At 57.1% G+C, this 20,016-nt stretch carries 17 protein-coding genes; 9 read left to right on the forward strand and 8 right to left on the reverse strand.

All coding sequences use genetic code 11. The features are described 5' to 3' along the window. Positions 1-130: 130 nt before the first annotated feature. Complete coding sequence (locus ABLQ08_RS08975; RefSeq protein ID WP_352940906.1) at positions 131-4,393, reverse strand: autotransporter outer membrane beta-barrel domain-containing protein; 4,263 nt, start codon at positions 4,391-4,393, stop codon at positions 131-133. Positions 4,394-4,655: 262 nt separating this feature from the next. On the opposite strand from ABLQ08_RS08975, the gene ABLQ08_RS08980 reads away from it, so the two are divergent. The 8 genes from ABLQ08_RS08980 (at position 4,656) to ABLQ08_RS09015 (ending at position 13,045) form a co-directional block, all read left to right on the forward strand. Continuing rightward, positions 4,656-5,618, forward strand: a complete 963-nt coding sequence (locus ABLQ08_RS08980; protein ID WP_352940907.1) for a sigma-54 dependent transcriptional regulator — start codon at positions 4,656-4,658, stop codon at positions 5,616-5,618. 128 nt (positions 5,619-5,746) lie between these two features. Beyond that, the gene (locus ABLQ08_RS08985; RefSeq protein ID WP_425328980.1) at positions 5,747-7,105 is read left to right on the forward strand and encodes an acyclic terpene utilization AtuA family protein; all 1,359 of its coding nucleotides are present in this window, start codon (positions 5,747-5,749) and stop codon (positions 7,103-7,105) included. Between the two features lie 16 nt (positions 7,106-7,121). After that, on the forward strand, positions 7,122-7,439 hold the full coding sequence (locus ABLQ08_RS08990; protein ID WP_352940911.1) for a DUF4387 domain-containing protein: 318 nt from the start codon (positions 7,122-7,124) through the stop codon (positions 7,437-7,439). A 92-nt stretch (positions 7,440-7,531) separates the two neighbouring features. Next, the gene (locus ABLQ08_RS08995) at positions 7,532-9,067 is read left to right on the forward strand and encodes an ABC transporter substrate-binding protein (protein ID WP_352940912.1); all 1,536 of its coding nucleotides are present in this window, start codon (positions 7,532-7,534) and stop codon (positions 9,065-9,067) included. A 75-nt stretch (positions 9,068-9,142) separates the two neighbouring features. Beyond that, complete coding sequence (locus ABLQ08_RS09000; RefSeq protein ID WP_352940914.1) at positions 9,143-10,150, forward strand: ABC transporter permease; 1,008 nt, start codon at positions 9,143-9,145, stop codon at positions 10,148-10,150. Continuing rightward, positions 10,147-11,049: an ABC transporter permease gene (locus ABLQ08_RS09005; RefSeq protein WP_352940916.1), complete on the forward strand. Its 903-nt coding sequence runs from the start codon at positions 10,147-10,149 to the stop codon at positions 11,047-11,049. Before ABLQ08_RS09000 ends, ABLQ08_RS09005 begins: the two co-directional genes overlap by 4 nt. 11 nt (positions 11,050-11,060) lie before the next feature. After that, positions 11,061-12,059: an ABC transporter ATP-binding protein gene (locus ABLQ08_RS09010; RefSeq protein WP_352940918.1), complete on the forward strand. Its 999-nt coding sequence runs from the start codon at positions 11,061-11,063 to the stop codon at positions 12,057-12,059. Beyond that, positions 12,056-13,045 carry an ABC transporter ATP-binding protein gene (locus ABLQ08_RS09015; RefSeq protein ID WP_352940920.1) on the forward strand — a complete coding sequence of 330 codons (990 nt, stop codon included), beginning with the start codon at positions 12,056-12,058 and terminating at the stop codon, positions 13,043-13,045. The genes ABLQ08_RS09010 and ABLQ08_RS09015 overlap by 4 nt, the downstream gene beginning before the upstream one ends. Before the next feature lie 620 nt (positions 13,046-13,665). Here ABLQ08_RS09015 and ABLQ08_RS09020 read toward each other — a convergent pair. After that, a complete protein-coding gene (locus ABLQ08_RS09020) occupies positions 13,666-13,890 on the reverse strand; it encodes a hypothetical protein (RefSeq protein WP_352940922.1) in 225 nt (74 codons plus the stop codon). Between the two features lie 55 nt (positions 13,891-13,945). Then, on the reverse strand, positions 13,946-14,080 hold the full coding sequence (locus ABLQ08_RS09025) for a hypothetical protein (protein ID WP_352940924.1): 135 nt from the start codon (positions 14,078-14,080) through the stop codon (positions 13,946-13,948). 81 nt (positions 14,081-14,161) lie between these two features. Here ABLQ08_RS09025 and ABLQ08_RS09030 point away from each other — a divergent pair, with 81 nt between their 5' ends. Next, positions 14,162-14,359 (forward strand): recombinase family protein, encoded by a 198-nt coding sequence (locus tag ABLQ08_RS09030; protein ID WP_425328981.1) that lies wholly within the window; start codon positions 14,162-14,164, stop codon positions 14,357-14,359. Between the two features lie 470 nt (positions 14,360-14,829). Here the strand turns inward: ABLQ08_RS09030 and ABLQ08_RS09035 are convergent, their stop codons facing one another. The 5 genes from ABLQ08_RS09035 to ABLQ08_RS09055 all read right to left on the reverse strand — a co-directional run bounded on the left by ABLQ08_RS09035 (position 14,830) and on the right by ABLQ08_RS09055 (position 20,011). Then, positions 14,830-15,915 carry an ABC transporter ATP-binding protein gene (locus tag ABLQ08_RS09035; RefSeq protein ID WP_352940926.1) on the reverse strand — a complete coding sequence of 362 codons (1,086 nt, stop codon included), beginning with the start codon at positions 15,913-15,915 and terminating at the stop codon, positions 14,830-14,832. Next, positions 15,908-16,702: an ABC transporter permease gene (locus ABLQ08_RS09040; protein ID WP_352940928.1), complete on the reverse strand. Its 795-nt coding sequence runs from the start codon at positions 16,700-16,702 to the stop codon at positions 15,908-15,910. The genes ABLQ08_RS09035 and ABLQ08_RS09040 overlap by 8 nt, the downstream gene beginning before the upstream one ends. Further along, the gene (locus tag ABLQ08_RS09045) at positions 16,699-17,685 is read right to left on the reverse strand and encodes an ABC transporter permease (RefSeq protein ID WP_352940930.1); all 987 of its coding nucleotides are present in this window, start codon (positions 17,683-17,685) and stop codon (positions 16,699-16,701) included. The genes ABLQ08_RS09040 and ABLQ08_RS09045 overlap by 4 nt, the downstream gene beginning before the upstream one ends. 80 nt (positions 17,686-17,765) lie before the next feature. Further along, the gene (locus ABLQ08_RS09050) at positions 17,766-18,872 is read right to left on the reverse strand and encodes an ABC transporter substrate-binding protein (RefSeq protein WP_352940932.1); all 1,107 of its coding nucleotides are present in this window, start codon (positions 18,870-18,872) and stop codon (positions 17,766-17,768) included. Between the two features lie 65 nt (positions 18,873-18,937). Continuing rightward, positions 18,938-20,011 carry an NAD/NADP octopine/nopaline dehydrogenase family protein gene (locus tag ABLQ08_RS09055; protein WP_352942569.1) on the reverse strand — a complete coding sequence of 358 codons (1,074 nt, stop codon included), beginning with the start codon at positions 20,009-20,011 and terminating at the stop codon, positions 18,938-18,940. Positions 20,012-20,016 lie beyond the last annotated feature (5 nt).

Raw genomic sequence — 20,016 nt, forward strand, 5'->3', positions numbered from 1 at the left:
AAAAAAACCGCGTCCAACGAAATCGTCAAAGACAACAACTTCTTCTGGCGCGCCGAGATGAAGCCTCGCCGTTGAACAGAAGACAGGACATTGCGAATACCCGCTCTCGAGAATTTCGGTTCCGGCATGATCAGAAGTTCACTTTGAACTTGAGGAAGCCGCCGTGCTCCTGATGCGAGGCACCGTATTCACCGAGGTAACTCATGCTGAGTTGTGCGTTCGATTTGATGAACATGGTTGCCCCCACATCAAGGAAGGCGGCGGTCTCCTGTTGCGGCGCGAGAACCGTGAATGACGTCCCGGCCGGCGCCGAGATCAGTGTATTGGTCACTTCCGCTTCATCAGAAAAATTATGCACGACACCAGCCGCGGCCTGCGGCATCAGCGAGAAAGTGTCGGAGCTGAAAGCCATGCCTGACAGGCGCAAGCCGAGATAACCGTCCAGCTGTCCGCCTCCGCCGTCGCCGCTGAGCGCCGAGGCATCGGACCCGCTTTCGGAATAGTCGTCCAGGCTTGCATATGTGTAGGACAATCCGCCGTAGGGGGTGATGACATGGGTCCCGAAATCGAAATCGTAACCGCCTTCCCCGGTAATGTTCCATGCGCTCACGTCGAAGCTGGCGGAGTTGTTGCCGGAGTACGAACCAGCGGACACACTGCGCGACGAAGTGGCGTTCCAAGCGCCGTAGCCGGCAAAGCCGCGAAGATAGTATTGCCCGGTATCGTATTGCGCATAAGCGCCAACCTGATAGCCATTGTCCTGGTCCACCCGGTTGCCATTGTCGAACTTGAGATCGCCTGGCGTGTAGATCCCGCCCGCCAGACCGATCAGCAGCTGATCGCTGACCTGGGCATCGACGCCGAAGAGAGCCAAAGCCGCGCTGTGTGTGTAACCCTGAGAGTTGCCGTCACCGTCCTGACTTGCCCAACTGCCGCCTGCATATGCCCACACATTGCCGCGCTCGGCGTTTTCCGCACCACTGACAAGCGGCGTCTCAGGAGATGCGTTTGTTGAAGGCCCGCCGCTTCTCGACGCGTCCGCGCGCCGGTTGACGGCATCCAGGAACTGGTTGAATGAGCCGGCCGCCGCCTGAAGCACCCCGGCATATTCCGACCCCGACAGCTGGTCCAGCGCATCGGCGTAATCGCCGCTGCCGAGCGTGAAAAGCTCTGCGACCAGACCACCATAGTCGCCCGATAGAGCCGTGGAATAAGTGGATTCTATGCCTCCCGCGATGGCCAGCTGGTTCGCCGTCAAACCCGCGACCGCGTTGAACGCGGTTCTGTTGACGGCAAGATCGACCGTGTTGCCATCATAGTGAACGCTCAGGTCCAGCAACGCGGAATTGGTCGTCTCCACATCAAAGGTACCGGTAAGCGTTCCCGCGTCGATGACATCATCATAGGTCTGGGTGTCGGCATAGAGACCGGCAACTGCAGAAACCATGATGGTCCCGTCCAGAGAGGCCGTGTTGGCATCGATAGATGCGGCGGCAAGCGGATCAATCTCGATCCCGAGTGTACCGCGGGATCTGACCTCGAACTCGTTGACATTGACTTGTGACGGGCCAAGGTCCGCATTGTTGGCGAGAGCCAACTTGCCGTCGTTAAAAATATAGAGAAAGCCTTCGTTGACATCGTCCGGGTTGACTATTCCGTCAAACCGGGTTGTGCCGTCATCAACGATGATGAACGAAACATCATCAATTTCGGCATCGCCGAATATCGAACCGTCGGTGCTGGTGCCGCGCCACACCAGAACGACATCATAGTTGGCACCTTCGGTATTGAAGGCAGTTCCGCGCATATCGGTGGAACCGTCATTCGTAACCGCCTCGATGGTGCCACCGTCATTGATGAAATTGGCGGTCTGGGCGCCGCCGCCCAGGTAATCGTCAAAGCGGACGGCAGTTGCCTTCGCCACGCTCGCCACAGCATAGGCTGAAATCGTTCCGCTGTTGGCAAGATCGGCTCCGGCCGAATCGGTCTCGACCTGCAGCGCAATAGCCGTCGCGGTGCCGATCACCGTGGTATTCGGTGACGTTGCGGAGATGCTGTCCACGCGAACCGACGACGCCACAACCCGGATGCTGCCGGAATTGTCGAACGTTCCCGTCATTGACTCGGCGGTATAATGAATACCAAATGCCTGCGCGGTTGCTTTCGATCCGGCTCCGGCAAGCCGTGCATTCGCCATTATCTCGAAAGTGCCGGTATTGCTGAAGTCTATGTCGGCAGTCTTGCCTGTCCCTGCGTCGCCGACATAACCAAAGGCAAACGCATACGCGGTTGAAGCGTTCGCAGTGGTTCCGGCATTTGCCGAAGCCGTTGCGGTTGCGTAGGCGCCGAAGATGCTGCTGTTGGTAAATCGCAGCATTGCAGCCGGATCGCCGCCACCGGCTACAGACTGTGTCAGGGCGTGGACATGTGCACTCGCTCTGGCCGACGCACTGGTGGTAGTCTGGCCGCCGTGCTGTCCCAAGGCCCGGGCATCCGCCCTCATGATGAAACTCGATGAGTTTTCAAAACTTGCCGTAGCGTCGCCTCCGGTCACAGCGCTGACGGACTGGTATACGGGCGCAGCCGAAGCAAATGCAGATGCATCGAACGCCTCGGCGAAAGCGCCGACTGAAAGCGACAGAGTGCTGCTGTTGGTGATTTCCGCAAGCGCCGTACTGCCGTTCGTGACAACCTGATCGATCGGATTTCCGTCAAGTTCGGCACGCGCCGTTGCACGGCTGCTGGCGACAGCACTCGCCACGGCCATCAGTTCCAAAGTACCTGAATTGTCCAGATAGGCGGAAGCCAGGGAGCCGGCACCACCATCCGCGCTGGCTTCCTGGTAAATCGCATTCGTAATTTCGGCAGTGGCAATAGCAACACCGGAAGCGCCCGTTGCTTCGGCCCGCGCGGTGTTCGAAATCGAAAGTGTCGACGAGTTCGTCAGGGACACAGATGCCGTGTTTGCATTATCGGCATGCTGGTAGAAAACGGTTTCGAAAGTGGCATCCGCCGTTGCATTTCCGTTCGACTGCGCCTGGGCAAGCGCATTAGCATCTCCGGACACTATCAGTGAGCCGCTGTTGGAGATTGAGGCAATCGCAGAAATGTTGTTGTTGGTCGTCTCTGCTATCTGGCGAATGCCCACATCTTCACCGGAAACTTCAGCGATGGCCTGCGTGCGGCCAAATGCGTCTGCTTCGGCGATGACATCAAGTGTTCCGCTGTTGGTAATGACAACGCTCGCGGTGTCAGCATTGCCGGCAAATTGCTCCACCAGCGACGACATCTCGGCGTTGGCGTAGGCGCTGGTCCTTTTCGCTATCGCCGTTGCGCGCAACTCGATCGACAGGCTGCCGGTATTTGAGAAGGTCGCGGCGGCGTTGGCGCCGCTTCCGGCATTGCCGTTTGCATAGGCATAAATGGCTTCTTCGATATCTGCCACTGCGGAGGCAGTTGCCGCGTAACCGGATGTTGCCGAGCCGTATGCCTGCGCTACCGCGATTATGTTCAGTTCGCCGGTGTTAGTGATGTTTGTCGTCACCTGCTCTGAATTGAATACGCTCTGCTGCAGGGCTTCTGAGACCTCAGCTCCCGCCATCACTTGAGAGGCGCCGACTGCATTCGCAACGGCCTGAATGTTGAGTGCACCGTCATTGGTCAGCTCGAGTTCCGATATCGCGCCGATTGAACTCGCACGTTGCCAAATCGCATCGTTGTCGGCTTCGGCCCGAGCAGTGGTTTTGCCGAAGGCATTGGCCTCGGCAACAATGTTGATCGAACCCGAGTTGTCCAGCGAAAGGTAGGCTTCGTCTCCATTGCTCAAGCGCTGATAGATGCCAAGGTTCATGGATGCCGACGCGTCGGCACTATCCGCCGTGGCCGTCACCCGAACCAGGAAATCAAGCGATTGGGATCCCGAGTTCAAAACAGACGCTGTCAAAATATCGCCATCGTTCACCTGCTGGTAAATGCCGCTGTTAAGATCAGCATCGGCCTCCGCATCCGAATCGCCAACGGCTTGCACTTGCGCCAGCATTTCGACGGTGCCTGTGTTGGTGAAGTTCACTGCCGACTGGGCCGCATCTTTCGCGTTTTGAAAGATTACGGAGCTCATGGATACGCTTGCTTCCGCCCGAGAAAGCGCAACCGTTGTTGCCTGTGCCCCCGCTATGGCGATGGCAGAGATCGTCAGCGCGCCATCATTGCCGAAGACAGCCTCCGCGAGCAGGTTGTTGTTCGCTGCATCGGCCGTTTGCGCAATGCCCTTGTCGCGCCACAGCCCCGCGAGCGAATGAACCTTTGTGGTGATTTGGCAGAAGACCAGCGTACCGTCGAGCCAAGGAATGTGCCTGGCTCCGGTCCTGGTAAGCGAATTGAAGGTAAGGATCATTCATCGTTCAGCCCGCGAAAATAGGTGAGAGCAACCGCTCCGGGTCGTGTTCATGAGTGCGTAGATGAGCGGCTAATAACGACTCAAAAGCGGAGTGACAGAGATCAGTGAGCAGCGCGATCTCGCAGTCCGCTTATTCAAGGGAAGGCAAGGGTAAGCCCCATTTCGTGACAACGCTTAAGTGTCGGGCTAGTCTTGTGGAATCCGGAGACCTTGTAATTCCGGCAGGGTCAGAACCAATCCTCAAATCGGCAAGTTGGCGATGATTGAACGCGAATTCATTGGTGAATCCCGCCCCATCAAGGACCTACGGCAACTCATCACGCAGGTCGCAAGAAGCAAGGTGAACGCGGTTCTGATTTACGGCGAGACCGGAACCGGAAAGGGGCTTGTTGCCCAGGAGCTGCACAAACGGTCCGACCGCGCGCGCAAGCCATTTGTCGACGTCAATTGCGCCTCAACCTCACCGGAGCTGTTCGACCAGGAACTGTTCGGCAAGGAAAAAGGCACCCTTGCCGGTGCCCTGCTTCGAAAGAACGGTCTCATCAACGCCGCCGACGGTGGCTCCCTGTTTCTGGACGAAATAAGAGAACTGAACCATGCGGCTCAGACCAAGCTTCTCGGACTGCTGGACCGAAAGAGTTTCCGGCGCATGGGGGCCGTCAACGATGTCGAGGTCGATGTCCGGTTTATCTGCGCGACGAACCAGATACTGTTCAAGCAGGTCAAGGAGGGGCGGTTCCGGGATGACCTCTACTACCGCCTGCAAGTGGCGCCGGTGAACGTGCCGCCGTTGCGCGACCGCGGCGATGACTGCCTGGTACTGACGGAGTATTTCATCAGGCGTTTCAATGAGCGCTACAACCGCACCGTGAAGGGTTGGGAAACGGCCGTCGCGGATATCTTTGTTGCCCATCGCTGGCCTGGAAACGTGCGTGAGTTGGAAAACCTGCTGGAACGTTTTTTTGTTCTCGAACGCAACGACACGATCCTGGTGAAACACATTCCGCCGCGCATTACCCGTGAGATCGAGCAAAAGCCGATCGAACTATTGTCCGATGAGGAAGATCTTCCGGACTTCCAAACGGGAACCGAAGCTTACCAGATATCGTTGATCAAAAGGGCACTGGAAAAATGCGACGGGCGGAAAGGTGACGCCGCGACGGTGCTGGGGCTGACACGGCATGCATTGCGCCATCAGATGTCGAAGCTGGGTCTGCGCTGATTACGCGCAAACGATGCGTGCATTTTTTCCATTGAACCTTTTCGGACCGCAATTGCGCGGATTTCACACGTTGCCCCGAAAATCATCACCTTTACGCTTGTTGCCAGAAAATCGGCAAACGGGATGTGATGAAAAATATTCGAATAATTTGTCCCAATGGACATTTGGGATTTGCGCCGTTGAAAACCGAGAGTTTTCACGCAGGCGTATCAGAGGAACCGGATTTCATCGCGGCCGATTCTGGCTCAGACGATGTCGGTCCGGTCCCACTCGCCACGGACACCTCGGCGAGTCCGAAGGCATGGCAGGAGCATGATCTGGAAGAAATGCTTCTGGCGGCGCGCAAACTCGACGTGCCGATGTTGATTGGTAGTGCCGGGGATACGGGTACCAACAGTCGCGTCGACATGTATGTCGACATGATCCGCAGCATTGCAAAGCGTCACGGCCTGAAGCCATTCAGGCTTGGATATTTCTACTCTGAAATCGATCGGGAAACCGTCAGGGCGAAGATGAACTCCGGAGAGGTTGTGGAAGGTCTCGATGGCCGCCCTCCCCTTTGTGAACCCGAGCTGGACGCCACCGAACGGATTGTCGCAATGGCCGGTGCCGATCCCTACCTTCATCTGCTGCGATCCGGGGCTGACGTGATCATCGGGGGGCGGAGTTCCGACAGCGCCATCTTCGCTGCTGCTGCTCTCCTTCACGACCACCCAGATCACCAGGCTTTCATGCTCGGCAAGGTAATGGAATGCGCGTCGTTTTGTGCGGAGCCCTACGGCGGAAAGGAAACCGTTATGGGAACCGTTTCTCCGGACGGTGTCGATGTTACCGCCATGCATCCTGCTCAAAGATGCACGGTAGCTTCCGTTGCAGGACATGCCATGTATGAGCGGGCCAATCCGTTCTATGAATTTGTGGCCGGCGGCTGTCTGGACATGACCAATTGCCATTACGAGCAACTGGACGAGCGGACCACCAGGGTCAAAGGATCCCAGTTCGTTCCCTCCAGCGAGATACGGGTCAAGCTTGAAGGCGCAGGCAAGGTCGGCGAACGCTATGTCGGAATTGCCGGTATCCGCGATCCGAACACGATTGCCCATGTCGATGCGGTGATGGATTGGGCGAAGGCGGAAGTCCGGCGCAAATTCGGCGATGACGGTTACGAGCTTCATTTCGGCGTTTATGGCCGCGATGGCATCCTTGGTGCCTTGGAACCGCTGCGCGACACACCGGCGCACGAGCTCTGCATCGTCGTGCAGGGTGTCGCACCGACAAAGTCTCTGGCCGAAGAACTGACGCTGACCGCAACCCGGCAGCTCTTTTACGCTCGCATTCCGAACGTGAAGGGCACAGCCGGCGGTGTCTCTTTTCCCTTCGATGAGGTGATGCCGGCGAGCCCCGCCTGCCGATGGACGTTGAACCACACGATGCCCGTGGCCGACGGCCTTGAGCTGTTTCCCACACATCTTATCGAAATCGGTTGATCCAAGAGGAACGAAAATGACCAGGCTCGTCGATTTGGCCAAGATCATTCGCAGCAAGAATGCCGGTGTCGACAAGATCACATTCGATGTGATTTTCCGATCCGAGACGGAATACCGACACGTCTGCAACACCGGTGCGCTCACACGCAAGACGGTCGCAGATCTCTTCAACCTTTCGGACGACCGGATCACCGACTTCGTCACCTACGATCCGGCGTTTGCCATCAAGTTTTCCATTTCGCGCGAGCGTCCCAGCGGTAGCGCCGGCGATCCGGACATATTCGGCGCGCAGCAATATGCGCCCTTGATGAGCATCGAAGTGCCGGACCCATGAGGAGAACCCGAGGGGGGAAAGGATACACCAGAACTATCAAAGCGGAGAGGAAACCGATCGACACGATCGCCTAGCACAGAGGGGGAGACAACATGAATATACAGAGACTTGCGGTGATCGCAATGCTTGCCGGCGTATTGTCCGCGCCGGAAACAGTCGCGGCACAGGAGCTGAGGGTCGGTTTCACGGCCGATGCCCTGACACTGGACCCTGCGAACCATCGGGACAGGGGAACAGAAACGATCATCCGGAACATGTTCGACGGTCTTGTCACCCGGGACAGCAGCATGAAAGTGGTACCGGAGATTGCCGAAGGCTGGCAAGCTCTGGATTCCACGACTTATCAGTTCAAGATCCGTCAGGGCGTAAAGTTTCACGACGGCAGCGACCTGACAGCAGAAGACATCAAGTTCACCATCGACAGGCTCGTTAAGGAAAATGCCATGGGCGGTCAGACAAGCCCGCGCCAGAGCCTGCTGGGGCCGATCACGAACATTGAAGCCGTCGATGACCATACCGTCGTGATCAAACTGGACTCCGCTTGGCCGAACCTGCCGGCAATGCTGCCCTTCCAGGAAGTGGTCTCCAAGGCCCATGTCGAAAGGGTCGGTGAACCGGCCATGGCGGATGCGGTCAACGGCACCGGTCCCTTCAAACTTGTCGAGTGGCGCAAGGGCGATAGCGTGATCATGGAGCGCTTCGATGATTACTATGGCGGTGCCACCGACATCGCGCCCGTCGGTAAGGCCTGTGTCGAGCGGGTGATCTTCAAGATCATTCCCGAGAATGCGTCGCGCGTGCTGGCCCTGCTGTCCGGTGACGTTCACATCATCAACAGCGTGACACCGGATCTCGCCAGAGAGATCGAGGCACATCCGGACACAGACGTGGTCGCGGTCAACGGAACGCGCACGACATTCATCGCCCTGAACAACCAGGAAGGACCTTTCGCCGATATTCGGGTGCGCAGGGCGCTCGCCCATGCACTGGACCGGCAGATCATTATCGACCGGATCCTTTACGGCAATGCAACGCTGACGGACGGTATCCTGAGCCCGGACGCCTTTGGCAAGAACAAGGATCTGCCTGGTTACACCTATGACGTGGATAAAGCCAAGGCGCTTCTCGCGGAGGCAGGTTATCCGGAAGGACTTGAGGTCACGCTCGATGCGGACGGGTCGACAAAGGAGCTTGCCGAAGTGATCGCCGTGGTGGCGAAAAGAGCCGGCTTCGACATCAAGGTCGCCATCGGAGAAAGCTCCACCCTGAAATCGCGTTACCGGACCAAGGGCGGTCCCATCGACGGACAGATGTGGCTGACCTCCTGGGGCAACGGCTCGCTTGATCCGGTCGGTATCTTCGTCCCGACCCACCGCACGGCGGATCGAGGCAACTCGTCGGGATATTCAAATCCCGAAGTAGATGCCCTGCTGGATGCGGCGAATACCGAGACCGACCCTGCAAAACGGGCTGAACTCTATTCGAAGGCTGAAGCCATCGTCAGTTCGGACCTGCCCAATATCTACCTCTGGGTCGCGCAGGACCTCTATGGGGTTTCCAAGAAACTCTCCGGCTGGCAACCCAGCTCCGACAGCCGGATCAATCTTCACGACGCTTGCCTGAACTAAAAACAATGGCGGAACGCTGGCTCTGGTTGACATGCAGCAACCAGAGCCAGCCTAGCATTTGGTATTCGTGAAACCATGACTTTTGGAAAACTCATCGAACGGATCATTCAACTGATCCCGGTTCTGCTCGGTGTCAGCCTCATCGTCTTCATCATGACGCTGCTGACACCAGGCGACCCGGTCCAGATCATGTTGGGGGATCAGCTGGTCACCGACGATCTGGAGCGGTCGCTTCGCCGGGACATGGGACTGGACCTGCCGCCGCACGAACGGTTTTTCACCTTCCTTGCGAATGCGGCCCAAGGCGATTTTGGAACGAGCTTTTACCACCGGCAACCGGTGTGGGACGTCATCGCATCGAGACTTCCGGCAACGATTGAACTCAGCCTGATGGCTCTGCTGGTTGCGCTGGTTACGTCCATCCCGCTGGGTGTCCTAGCCGCCGTCAAGAAGGACTCGATTTATGACCGGTTGGCAACGGTCGGGTCGCTGTTCGGCGTGTCGATGCCCGGCTTCTGGTTCGGCATTCTGCTCCTGCTGTTGTTTTCGGTGCATTTGCGCTGGCTGCCGGTGTCGGGCAATGCAAGTTTTGCCTCGCAGGTTGATCCGATAACCCACCTCTTGCTGGTCGACGCGCTGCTGCGCGGCAGGTTCGATGCGTTCTGGGACGCATTGAAACACATCATTCTTCCGGCGATTACGCTCGGATTGCCGATGACCGCGATTTTGATGCGCGTGACCCGAGCGTCGATGCTTGACGTATTGAACCGAGACTACATCACATTCGCCGAAGCCAAGGGTCTCGGCAAGTTTCAGATCCTGGCCAAGCACGCACTGAAAAACGCCCTGATCCCGACCGTAACCGTTGCCGCCATCGAAACCGGGTCGCTATTGGGAGGCAACATGGTTGTCGAGACGGTTTTCGGCTGGCCGGGACTGGGGCGCCTGGTCGTGGAGAGCATATTCACTCGCAATTTTCCGCTCATCCAGGCAGCGGTGCTCCTCTATGCCGTGACCTATGTCTTGCTCAATTTCATAGCGGACATCATCTATACAATTCTCAATCCGAGGGTGAAATTATGACGGCTGTTGACTCGATGGAGACGGCCGCCATGGCCCGGTCGGAAACTCTTTTCGGGAGAAACCTGAGAAATTTCGCCTCCAACAAGGTCTCGGTCCTGTTTCTGTTCATCACGTTCGGCTTTGTCCTCACGGCGATCGCGGCGCCTCTCATAGCCCCGCACGATCCCAATGAAGCGGACCTGTTCCGGCGGTTGCTTCCACCAGCATGGATGAGCGGAGGAAGCTGGGAATTTCCGCTTGGATGCGATGCTCTCGGACGGGATATCCTGTCGCGAATCATTTACGGATCGCGGGTCTCCATTTTCATCGGCCTTGCTGTCATACTTGTCGCCACGACGATCGGGGTTCTCGCAGGACTGGCGGCAGGTTACCTGAAAGGTTGGGTTGATGTCGTCATTTCCCGCCTGGTCGATATCCTGCTCGGGTTTCCCTATCTGATTTTCGCAATCGCGCTCATCGCGATGACCGGACCCGGCCTTCAGAACATCATTCTCGCCCTGGCCTACAAGGAGTGGGTGATCCCCTGCCGGGTGGTCAGGGGGGAAACGCTGGCCACCGCCGGTGCGGAATACGTCGAGGCCGCGCACGCGCTGGGTGCCAGCAAATCCAACATCATGCTTCGGGAAATCCTGCCGAACATCATGTCGCCGGTGCTGGTCGTCTCCACCGTCCGGATGGCGCACGTCATTATCCTGGAAGCAAGCCTGTCCTTCCTGGGAATTGGCGTCCAGCCCCCGACCGCATCTTGGGGCTCTATGGTCGCCGACGGCCGCTCCTTCATGCTGAACGAATGGTGGCTCGCCACCTTTCCCGGCCTGGCGATCCTGCTCCTGGTTCTGTCGATCAACGTCGTCAGCCAGGGACTTCGCGATGCCTTCGATCCGAAATTTCACGACTGAGGGATGATACCGTGAGAGATGAAATCCTTCAGATCGACGAATTGAAGACCTGTTTCGATACACGAGACGGACTGGTAACCGCCGTTGACGGGGTCACCCTTGCAGTCGAACGAGGCACGACCCTTGGTGTCGTCGGCGAGAGCGGGTCGGGCAAGAGCGTGACCTTTTCGTCGGTGATGGGGCTTGTCAAAAAGCCCGGTTTCATCGCCGAGGGATCCATTCGCTTCAACGGCCGGGAGCTGGTCGGCCTGGACCGGAAGGACCTGCAGCGTTTACGAGGAAAGGACATTGCCATGACGATGCAGGACGCCTTGACCGCGCTGAATCCTGCCTACACCGTTTCCGAGCAGATTGTTGAGGTGTTGCTGGCTCATGACGACAGCCTGACCGGTTCCAGGAGAGCGAAGCGCAAACAGGCGCTAGACCAGGCGCTGGATATGATGCGTCTTGTTGGAATTCCGTCCGCGGAAACGAGACTGCACGATTATCCCCACCAGTTTTCCGGTGGGATGCGGCAGCGGATCATGATCGCCATCGCGCTTGCCTGCCGCCCGAAGCTGCTGATCGCCGATGAGCCGACCACTGCGCTGGATGTGACGATCCAGGCCCAGGTGCTGGAGCTGATCGCCGACATTCAGAGAAAGCTGCAAATGAGCGTCGTGCTGATAACGCACGATCTCGGCGTGGTTGCCGAGTATTGTGACAATGTGGTGGTGATGTATGCGGGACAAGTAATCGAGCAAGGCCCGACCCGGGACGTGATCAACAGGCCCCAGCACCCCTACACCCAGGGCCTGCTAGGCTCCATTCCCCGGCTTTCGGATCTTTCCAGAAAAATCGACCCCATTCGGGGAACCGTGCCGGAACTGAAGAACCTGCCGACGATCTGCCGCTTCATGGAGCGCTGCAAGCGCGCGCATTCGTCATGCCGGTCCCGTATCGCGATGCAGAGCGTTGAAGCGGATTGGCTGGTCCGGTGCATCTCACCGGGAGAGGAAGGCAAGGCATGAGCGATCTGTTGCAGGTGACCAAGCTGGTCAAGCACTACGATGGGCGGCGCGGCCTCGTCGGCCGGTTGACCGGGAACCCAGGGTCCATCGTTCAGGCTGTCAACGGCGTGGATTTCTCAATCCGGCGGGGCGAGACATTGGGGCTGATCGGTGAGAGCGGGTGCGGCAAGAGCACGCTCGGACGTTCGGTTCTGCGCCTTCACAATCTGACTTCTGGCAAGGTCGAGTTTGACGGCAAGAACATTACGACAATGAGTGACGGCGAATTGAAACCGTGGCGCCGGCACATGCAGATCGTTTTTCAGGATCCCTATGCCTCGCTGAACCCGCGCATGACAGTCGGAGAGATCGTCTCCAAGCCCCTGCGTGTTCACCAGATGGCCAACGGTGCCGAGCAGCGCGCGCGGGTCGCTGCGGTCCTGGACCGGGTCGGGCTCAATGCCAATCACGTGAACAGATATCCGCATCAGTTTTCAGGCGGGCAGCGTCAACGCATCGGCATTGCCCGGTCGCTCATCCTGAACCCGAAATTCATCGTCTGCGACGAGCCGGTTTCCGCACTTGATGTCTCCATTCAGGCGCAGATTATCGAGCTTCTCGAAGAACTGAAACAGGACCTCGATCTCACCTACCTCTTCATTTCGCACGACATTTCCGTCATCGGTTATGTCAGCGATCGCATCGCGGTCATGTATCTTGGAAAGATCGTCGAGATCGGCGTAACCGACAACATTCTGAACGCCCCCAGGCATCCTTACACTCAGGCTTTGCTTTCGGCGGTCCCCAGGGTAGGTGCCAGCGGCAATTCGAAACACAGGATTCGGCTGACCGGCGATCTCCCCTCCCCCGTCAATCCGCCACAGGGCTGCAAATTTCACACGCGATGTCCACTCGCGACGGAAATTTGTCGACATAAAGAGCCCGAGCTTCAGCCCGGTACTTCAAGCTCGACTTCGGTTGCCTGCCACCATGCGGCGAGCGGTTAAGACAAATTCATCAACCTGGCACCTTGTCGTTGCATCTTGGCGGCGATCGACGCCAGCGTCCTGTCTTTGATCCAAAGCCAAAGTGGACGAACGTATTCTTTTTTTTACGAGTGACGACGTGCAAGGCATTGCCCATCACCGTCGTTTCTTCCGACTACTTTTTCCGATGACGCCGCTCAACTTCGTAACGATTGCAGTCAAAAGAGGAACTGAAGACAGATGTTTCAACCATCCTTCACCTGGCGCATCGACTGATTGAACGCGCCCGTAACTCGTAAAAATATGTTTCAAGTGGAGGGCCATAAAGTAATTGCCCAGGCCGTCGGGCCGTTCAACATGAGCGTGATAGATGTTGTCGTTTGGTTCTTCTCCTTTGACCGGTGAGACTTCAGCCGGAATCGAATTTCATTATGGAAATACAGAAAGTTAAAAACAAATGACTTGAAACCATTTGGTGAAATTTTGATCAGGATGCAATGACGCACGCGCGGATCGCGCTGGAGCTCGTTGCCCTGCAGCACGAAAAACCCCTACCGGACGACAGTGCCGGTAGGGGTTCCTCGATCAGAGCCGGAGCTGGTTTCGGCTGAGCGCAAGATGACGCTCTTTGGTCCAAATTCTTAGTTTTGTATTTCTACAGCAAGTTCGGCGCACTCATCTGATAGCACACGCAAGGCTTTTGCCGCCTCCTGCTGGAGTTCTTCAAGGCTGCAACCAAAAGGCACAGGAAGGGCTAGGCGCTTGTCCTGATCTTCCGGCCAGGACAGTGTCACTATAGATTCTTCTTCAATTAGATCATGTGTGATGGACGAGATTACCACTCGTGGCGGCTCGGTATCAGACATCTTTGGCACTCCAAATCTAAGTAGGCAACGACGGTAAAAATGGAAACGATCGCTGTCAACGCAGCTCATGGAGCTTGTTCTGAAGCCGTCGCCCGTCCGGTGTCGCCAGCAGATTGAATTTGCCTTTGTTGGCACCCTTCGGATTGAGCTGCATCCAATTGTCGCCGGGATCATTTCGGAAATCAGACAAGGTTGGATTCCTTTCATGCCGATCGTTCATGTTCGCCATGGATCAGCCTGACCGTCAGTTCAGACCGCATGCCGTTGCGGATTGGTCGGATTTCAAGAGGCCGAAAATGCTCTTGTGGAGGTGAAGCCGGCTCTCGGTGCATCCGTCTATGATCCGACCGATCCAATGGGAAAGATGTTCTTCAACATCCTCGCCACCTTTGCCGAGTTCGAGGCTGATCTGATCCGAATGCGAACCCGTGAAGGCATGGCTATCGCGCGCGCGAAGGCCACGGTATAGGCTGGTCAATACGTGCGACGATGGAAGACCACCTTAAAGCTGGTGAGTTGGAGCTGGTGCTAAATGGCTACGCGACCGAGCTGCCTCCATTTCACCTGTATTTCCCAGAGCAAAATGCGGACCAGGAACCACTCAGTTCGTTCATCTCCGCAGTGAATAAGCACATGAGCACCGGCAGAAAGAGCTGACATTCGCTGCGCCCCGACGAACGAGCAGGTTGGGCTCATTCGGCGATTTCGCTGCTCGTTGTATGAAGATCCGGCGTGCTTAACGTACTATCCTGCCCCCTTCCGGAGCAGACCCGCACCTGGGTGACCCAAATTAGTTGCTAGTTGTGGCGGACAATTGAGACGGCTGTAATTCTGGCAAAGTGGTTGAATGGCTCAACGACTGAGATATGGATAATATCCACGGTGTGCCATACCATTCGCAAACACAGCAAGGATGGAACGCTGGTGCGGACTTCAGGTCTATTCGCGAAGAACTGCCATGCTCCCACTGTCCCATCCTACCCAGACCGGTTCGGACCCAACAGACTGACCTATATCTGCATCCACAAAAGCACGCAGCCTTGCGCCCTGCGCTTCCTCGATCATCAGATCGACTGACATGCGACTTCCCAAAAAGGTCTTGCCGACAACGGTTCCCTTTACCGCATTAGGGTGCTCGGGGCGTGCTGTATGAAACCCTAACTTTTCCAGCCGGACCGAAGCGGTGATTTTGTCGCCCACCTGGGGCAGATGACCGTTCGATTGGCCTTTCAGCGTCTGACCGAACCAGTCCATCACGATCGCATCACCGTCCTGACCGCGCATTTCGCACGTCAACAGGTTCGTTTCACCAATGAACTCGGCGACAAATCGTGTCGCGGGGTGGAAATAGAGCTCTTCGGGCGTGCCATCCTGTTCAACCCGGCCATGGTTCATGACCACAATCCTGTCGGACATGGTCAGGGCTTCTTCCTGGTCGTGGGTCACGAAGAAAAAGGTCTTGTGCGTGCGCCGCTGGATTGCCTTCAATTCCTGCTGCACCTGTCCGCGCAGCTTCGCATCCAGTGCCGCCAAAGGCTCGTCCAGAAGAAGGAGCGCGGGATCAGGTGCCAGCGCCCGCGCCAGCGCCACGCGCTGACGTTGGCCTCCCGACAATTGACCCGGGTAGCGGTTCCCGTAGGCCTCCAGTTCAAGGAATGACATGATCTCGTCCTGCCTCAGGCGAATGTCGGCCTTCTTCATTCCCTTGAGTTCAAGTCCGAAGGAGATGTTCTGGCGCACGGTCATATGGGGAAACAGTGCGTAGTCCTGAAAAACCATGTTCACGTGCCGCTTCTCCGGCGGTTGCAGGGTCATATCCTCATCATCCAGGATAACGCGGCCCGTCATCGGTCGCTCGAAGCCACCCAAGATACGCAAGGTCGTGGATTTTCCGCAGCCTGACGGTCCCAGGAAGGTGACGAACTCACCTCGCGCGATGTCCAGCGTCAGGTTGTCCAATGCGACGGTCTGGCCGAATTTCTTGGTAACACCCTCAATGCGAACAAGGGGATTTGGGTCAGTCATTTCGGGACTCCTTGTTCATTCGACGCGTAAAGCGCTCGGCCCAAATGCCGATCGCTGCAGTTAGGATCAGGGCGATCGTCGCAATGGCATTGATTTCCGGTGACATGCCGGATCTCAATTTGGCGAAGATCAGGACCGGCAAAGTCGGCTCGTACCCTCCGAGGAAGAAGGAACGCACAAAGTCGTCGAAGCTGAGAAGCAGACAGAAGATGCTGGCGCCGAGGATTGCCGGCACAAGATAAGGCAAGGTGATCCGCAAAAAGGCGATGATCGGATCGGCGCCGAGGTCGCGGGCAGCTTCTATCTGGCTCTTCGGCAGTGTGGACAGCCGGGCCATGACCACCAGGGCCACGAACGGGACATTGTGGACCGCATGGGCCCAGACGATCGCTCCCATTCCAGGCTCGATGCCCAGCCAGCGCGCGTAGATCCTGAAGGCAATGGCGGAGATGATGCCGGGCACGAGTGCGGGTAGGACAGTCAAACCGAACATCGCGGTCCGCCCCAGGAATTTCCGGCCTTCCAGGAGGACCGCGATCCAGGTTCCCACAAAAACGGAGATGACCGTCGCCAGCACGGCAATGACGACCGAATAGACAAACGCTGACGGCACGGCGGCGTCATCGAAGACACCGGTGTACCAGTCAAGTGTCCAGGATCGGATTGGAAAGCCGATAAACTTGCTGTCCTTGAACCCCATGAGGATCATCAGGACCAGGGGAACAAAAACATATAGAACGAAGGCCCAGTAGACACAGGAGAGCAGGATGCGATTGCCCCGGTTCAATTCGTGTCTCCTTTGCGTAAAGAGTTCATCAGTTTCTGGAACGCACCGGTCAGGAAGATCGCGGCAACGAACATGATTGTTGCAAAGGCCGCACCGGTGGGCCACTCGTCACCCGCCACATGGAAGAACCCTGCAATCGTTTCGGCAAACACCGTCGTCGACGGCCCGCCGAGCAGAACCGGAGTTGCATAGAAACCGGTCGAAATCAGAAACACCAGAGTGCACCCCGAAGAGATCCCTTCAAGTGTCAGGGGAAGGGTTATCCGGCGGAACCGTGTCCAGGCCGAAGCGCCCAGATCAGCCGCGGCCTCGTTGTAGCTTCTGGGAAGTTTCTCCAGAGCCGAGTAGAGCGGCAACAGCATGTAAAGCGCAGTCAGATAGACGATCCCGACGCCCATGGAAAAGCTCGTATACATGAACGGGATCGGTCGGTCGATCAGGCTGAGCCACTTGAGCAGTTGGTTCACCGCTCCGGTGTTTCCAAGCAGGATCATGATGGCGTAGGTACGAACGATTTCGCCGACCCAGAACGGGATCAGCAGCAACAGGAGCATCAGCATCTGGTTTTTGCGGCTGACATGACGTGCAAGAAAATAGGCGACGGGATATGTCAGGATGAGCGTGCAAAAGGTGAAAACGCCAGCAAAGACGAGCGTGCGGAAGAACGGCTGCCAGAAAATGTGATCTCCGAAGAAGCGCGCATAGTTGTCCAGGGTAAAATGCTGTTCAACCCCCGGCGCCACCGGATAGGCATCCGTGAAGCTCACCCGCAGCATCTGAAGCATCGGCCCAAGATGCTGGGTCAGCACCCAGAGCAATGGAAAGGCTGCAAGGATCAGGAACTGGCGGCGTGGTGATGCGGTCGCAACTCCGACCACCATCCGATATGGCGTCCAGCTCGACAATGATCCCCAGAACGTCAGTCGTTTCCTATCCATGGTGTCATCGCCGCGACTAGTGCGTGGAGCGACTTCATCGCTCATGCCCGTTTCTCCCAAATAAGCTTCAAGCCCCTGCCCGCCTCGTGGCGGGCAAGGATGTTTCAACCGGTCAAAGCGGCCGCTCAGGCCGCTTTGATGGCTTCAACCGCAGGATCGACAAGCCCGTACTTCATCTCGTTCGCCTCTGCCCGGAAGAACTGCAGGTTCTCCAATTCGTCATCCGAGAACGACGTCGATTTCTTTTCAAGGTCCGTCAGGTAATTCGACGCATCCTTGTAAGTTGAGATAAAGCCGGAGGCCTTGGTCATCGACGCGCCGATTTCCGGAGACGCGAGAATGGCGTCAAGGAACTTGTAGGCGTTGTCCGGGTTGGGGGCGTTGTTGGCGATGTTGTAGGTGTAGACAAAGCCGTAGGACCCCTCCTGCGGAATAGTCATGGCCAGCGGGAAACCGTCGTTGATCAGCGCGGCCGCGGGGCCGTTCCAGCTATGTCCGAGAGCAATGTCCTGGTTGATGAACATCTGCTGCACTTCGGCGCCGCTGTCGTAATACTTCCTGACCAGAGGTTTCTTCTCGATCAGGAATGCCTTGGCTTCCTCGACAATCGCAGCCGCCTTTTCAGGGTCGTCGAGATAGGCGACCATGTTGCCGTCATAGCCCATCTTCAGCATGATGATCGACATCATGTCCTGAATGATATAGGCAGTCTGGCCTTTGTATTTCTCGGAGAAAAGAACGTCCCAACTCCTGGCTTCCTCGGGACTGACGAGCTCAGTGTTATAGGCCAACACCTCCATTCCAGACAGGATCGGCGCACCCCATTTATGCCCGTTGATCGTGGACCAGTCGCTTTCCGAGAACGTTGGATTGATGTTGCCCCAATTGCTCAACCGTCCTGTGTCGAGCGGAGCCAGAAGGTCGCTGTCGATGAACTGCAGGAAACGGTGACCGGCCACAGTCATGATGTCCACTGTGGGATTGGGAGCTTCGGCCGCCAGCAAGTTGAACTGCTTGCCCTGGTCGTCCACCAAGCGAATGTTCACCTTGATACCGGTGTCCGCTTCGAACTGCTTCTTGAATGCTTCAGGGACAAAATCGTTGTAGGTCCAGATATTCACTTCACCGCCCGAGGCGTTCGCGCGGCGGAGATAGGCAGGGCTGGCCAGAGCTGCCGCACCAACTGCAGCGGTCCCCAGGAAGCGTCGGCGGTCAATGATAAATTTGGTCATGTCAGCGTCTCCTAGTCGGTTAAATTTATTCCATCCTTTTTGAGTTATGTTTCTGGAATGGATGGTCAGTGCAGCACTCCCGTTCGGGACGCATGCTGCAAGTCGCAAAGGCCGTAGTTTTCCAGTTCCAGTGCATGGAGAAATTCGTTCTCGTGCGCGAATTCCCTGTCATACATTGCCGAGAACAGCCTGATGCCGGCTTCGTGTAGCGTGGCAGGCCTGTCCACCAGTCTACCCAAAACAACGGTTACCTGAAGTCCGTAAGGAACATCTTCGGTCACATAGCGGCTGTCTGCGGTTGCCGGACCGAGACCGCCATAACCATGCGTGTGCATTTGCTGGTTCATTTCGGAGATGGTGCCGATAGGCACATGAAAACTCTGGTGAAAGTGCTCAAATATGGTTTTCACGTTCAGGCTGAGCGCCCTGGCAATGGCGAGCCGCTCAAGATCGAGCTGTTCCAGCAGTCGCCCCACCTTCGGCGTAACGTTCAGGCCCTGGCTCCAGTCTTCGCCGCGCTCCATTCGGGTAATATTGCAAAGCGCGATCCCGAGATGGTTTTGCGGATTGAGGTTGGACAGCATGATGGCCAGCAAGCCGTCGCGGGGCATGAAACGGTCGCCAAACAGGATCTGGCACAACGCCAATCCGTCATCGGATCCGGCCTCCGGCACCGTGCAAAGATCAACCCGGTTGCGAATGGTGTTTACGCGTACCTTGTTTTTCTCCTGCCTCCGGCCGGAAACGATTGTGGTGCCCCAGGCGGTAACCGGGGCGTTTATTCCGCGCGCTGCCAACGCCTGTGTGAGGTAGACTGCGCCAAAGGAAGCGTGGGATGAGATGATAACGTGCTGCCCGTCGCGAATGTGCGGCGCCAGTTCATCCATGACGCTCTTGTGCCCGGTTGCTGGCAGCGCGATGATCAGTGCATCACACCCTTCGGCCAACTCCTGTGCCGAATTGGCCAGGTTCGGCGAAAATTCCGTTTCGATCACGCCGTGGGCCTGCAAGGGTGTTGTTTCAAAAACGGCTGTGCTTGCACCGGAAGGCGACCAGAGTGTCGGAATGTGCTTGTTTCGGTGAAGAAGTGCAGCTGTGCCGCACGCGATCGACCCGGCACCCGCAATGCCTATTCGCATTGGAC

The sequence above is a fragment of the Roseibium sp. SCP14 genome (assembly GCF_040329475.1).
In the GTDB taxonomy this organism is placed as follows: domain Bacteria; phylum Pseudomonadota; class Alphaproteobacteria; order Rhizobiales; family Stappiaceae; genus Roseibium.

What these genes read in the sequence shown, in the direction of transcription:
- ABLQ08_RS08975 (WP_352940906.1), bottom strand. Translation starts at nt 4,393, where the DNA reads ATGATCCTTACCTTCAATTCGCTTACCAGGACCGGAGCCAGGCACATT.
- ABLQ08_RS08980 (WP_352940907.1), top strand. Translation starts at nt 4,656, where the DNA reads ATGATTGAACGCGAATTCATTGGTGAATCCCGCCCCATCAAGGACCTA.
- ABLQ08_RS08985 (WP_425328980.1), top strand. Translation starts at nt 5,747, where the DNA reads ATGAAAAATATTCGAATAATTTGTCCCAATGGACATTTGGGATTTGCG.
- ABLQ08_RS08990 (WP_352940911.1), top strand. Translation starts at nt 7,122, where the DNA reads ATGACCAGGCTCGTCGATTTGGCCAAGATCATTCGCAGCAAGAATGCC.
- ABLQ08_RS08995 (WP_352940912.1), top strand. Translation starts at nt 7,532, where the DNA reads ATGAATATACAGAGACTTGCGGTGATCGCAATGCTTGCCGGCGTATTG.
- ABLQ08_RS09000 (WP_352940914.1), top strand. Translation starts at nt 9,143, where the DNA reads ATGACTTTTGGAAAACTCATCGAACGGATCATTCAACTGATCCCGGTT.
- ABLQ08_RS09005 (WP_352940916.1), top strand. Translation starts at nt 10,147, where the DNA reads ATGACGGCTGTTGACTCGATGGAGACGGCCGCCATGGCCCGGTCGGAA.
- ABLQ08_RS09015 (WP_352940920.1), top strand. Translation starts at nt 12,056, where the DNA reads ATGAGCGATCTGTTGCAGGTGACCAAGCTGGTCAAGCACTACGATGGG.
- ABLQ08_RS09020 (WP_352940922.1), bottom strand. Translation starts at nt 13,890, where the DNA reads ATGTCTGATACCGAGCCGCCACGAGTGGTAATCTCGTCCATCACACAT.
- ABLQ08_RS09035 (WP_352940926.1), bottom strand. Translation starts at nt 15,915, where the DNA reads ATGACTGACCCAAATCCCCTTGTTCGCATTGAGGGTGTTACCAAGAAA.
- ABLQ08_RS09045 (WP_352940930.1), bottom strand. Translation starts at nt 17,685, where the DNA reads ATGAGCGATGAAGTCGCTCCACGCACTAGTCGCGGCGATGACACCATG.
- ABLQ08_RS09050 (WP_352940932.1), bottom strand. Translation starts at nt 18,872, where the DNA reads ATGACCAAATTTATCATTGACCGCCGACGCTTCCTGGGGACCGCTGCA.
- ABLQ08_RS09055 (WP_352942569.1), bottom strand. Translation starts at nt 20,011, where the DNA reads ATGCGAATAGGCATTGCGGGTGCCGGGTCGATCGCGTGCGGCACAGCT.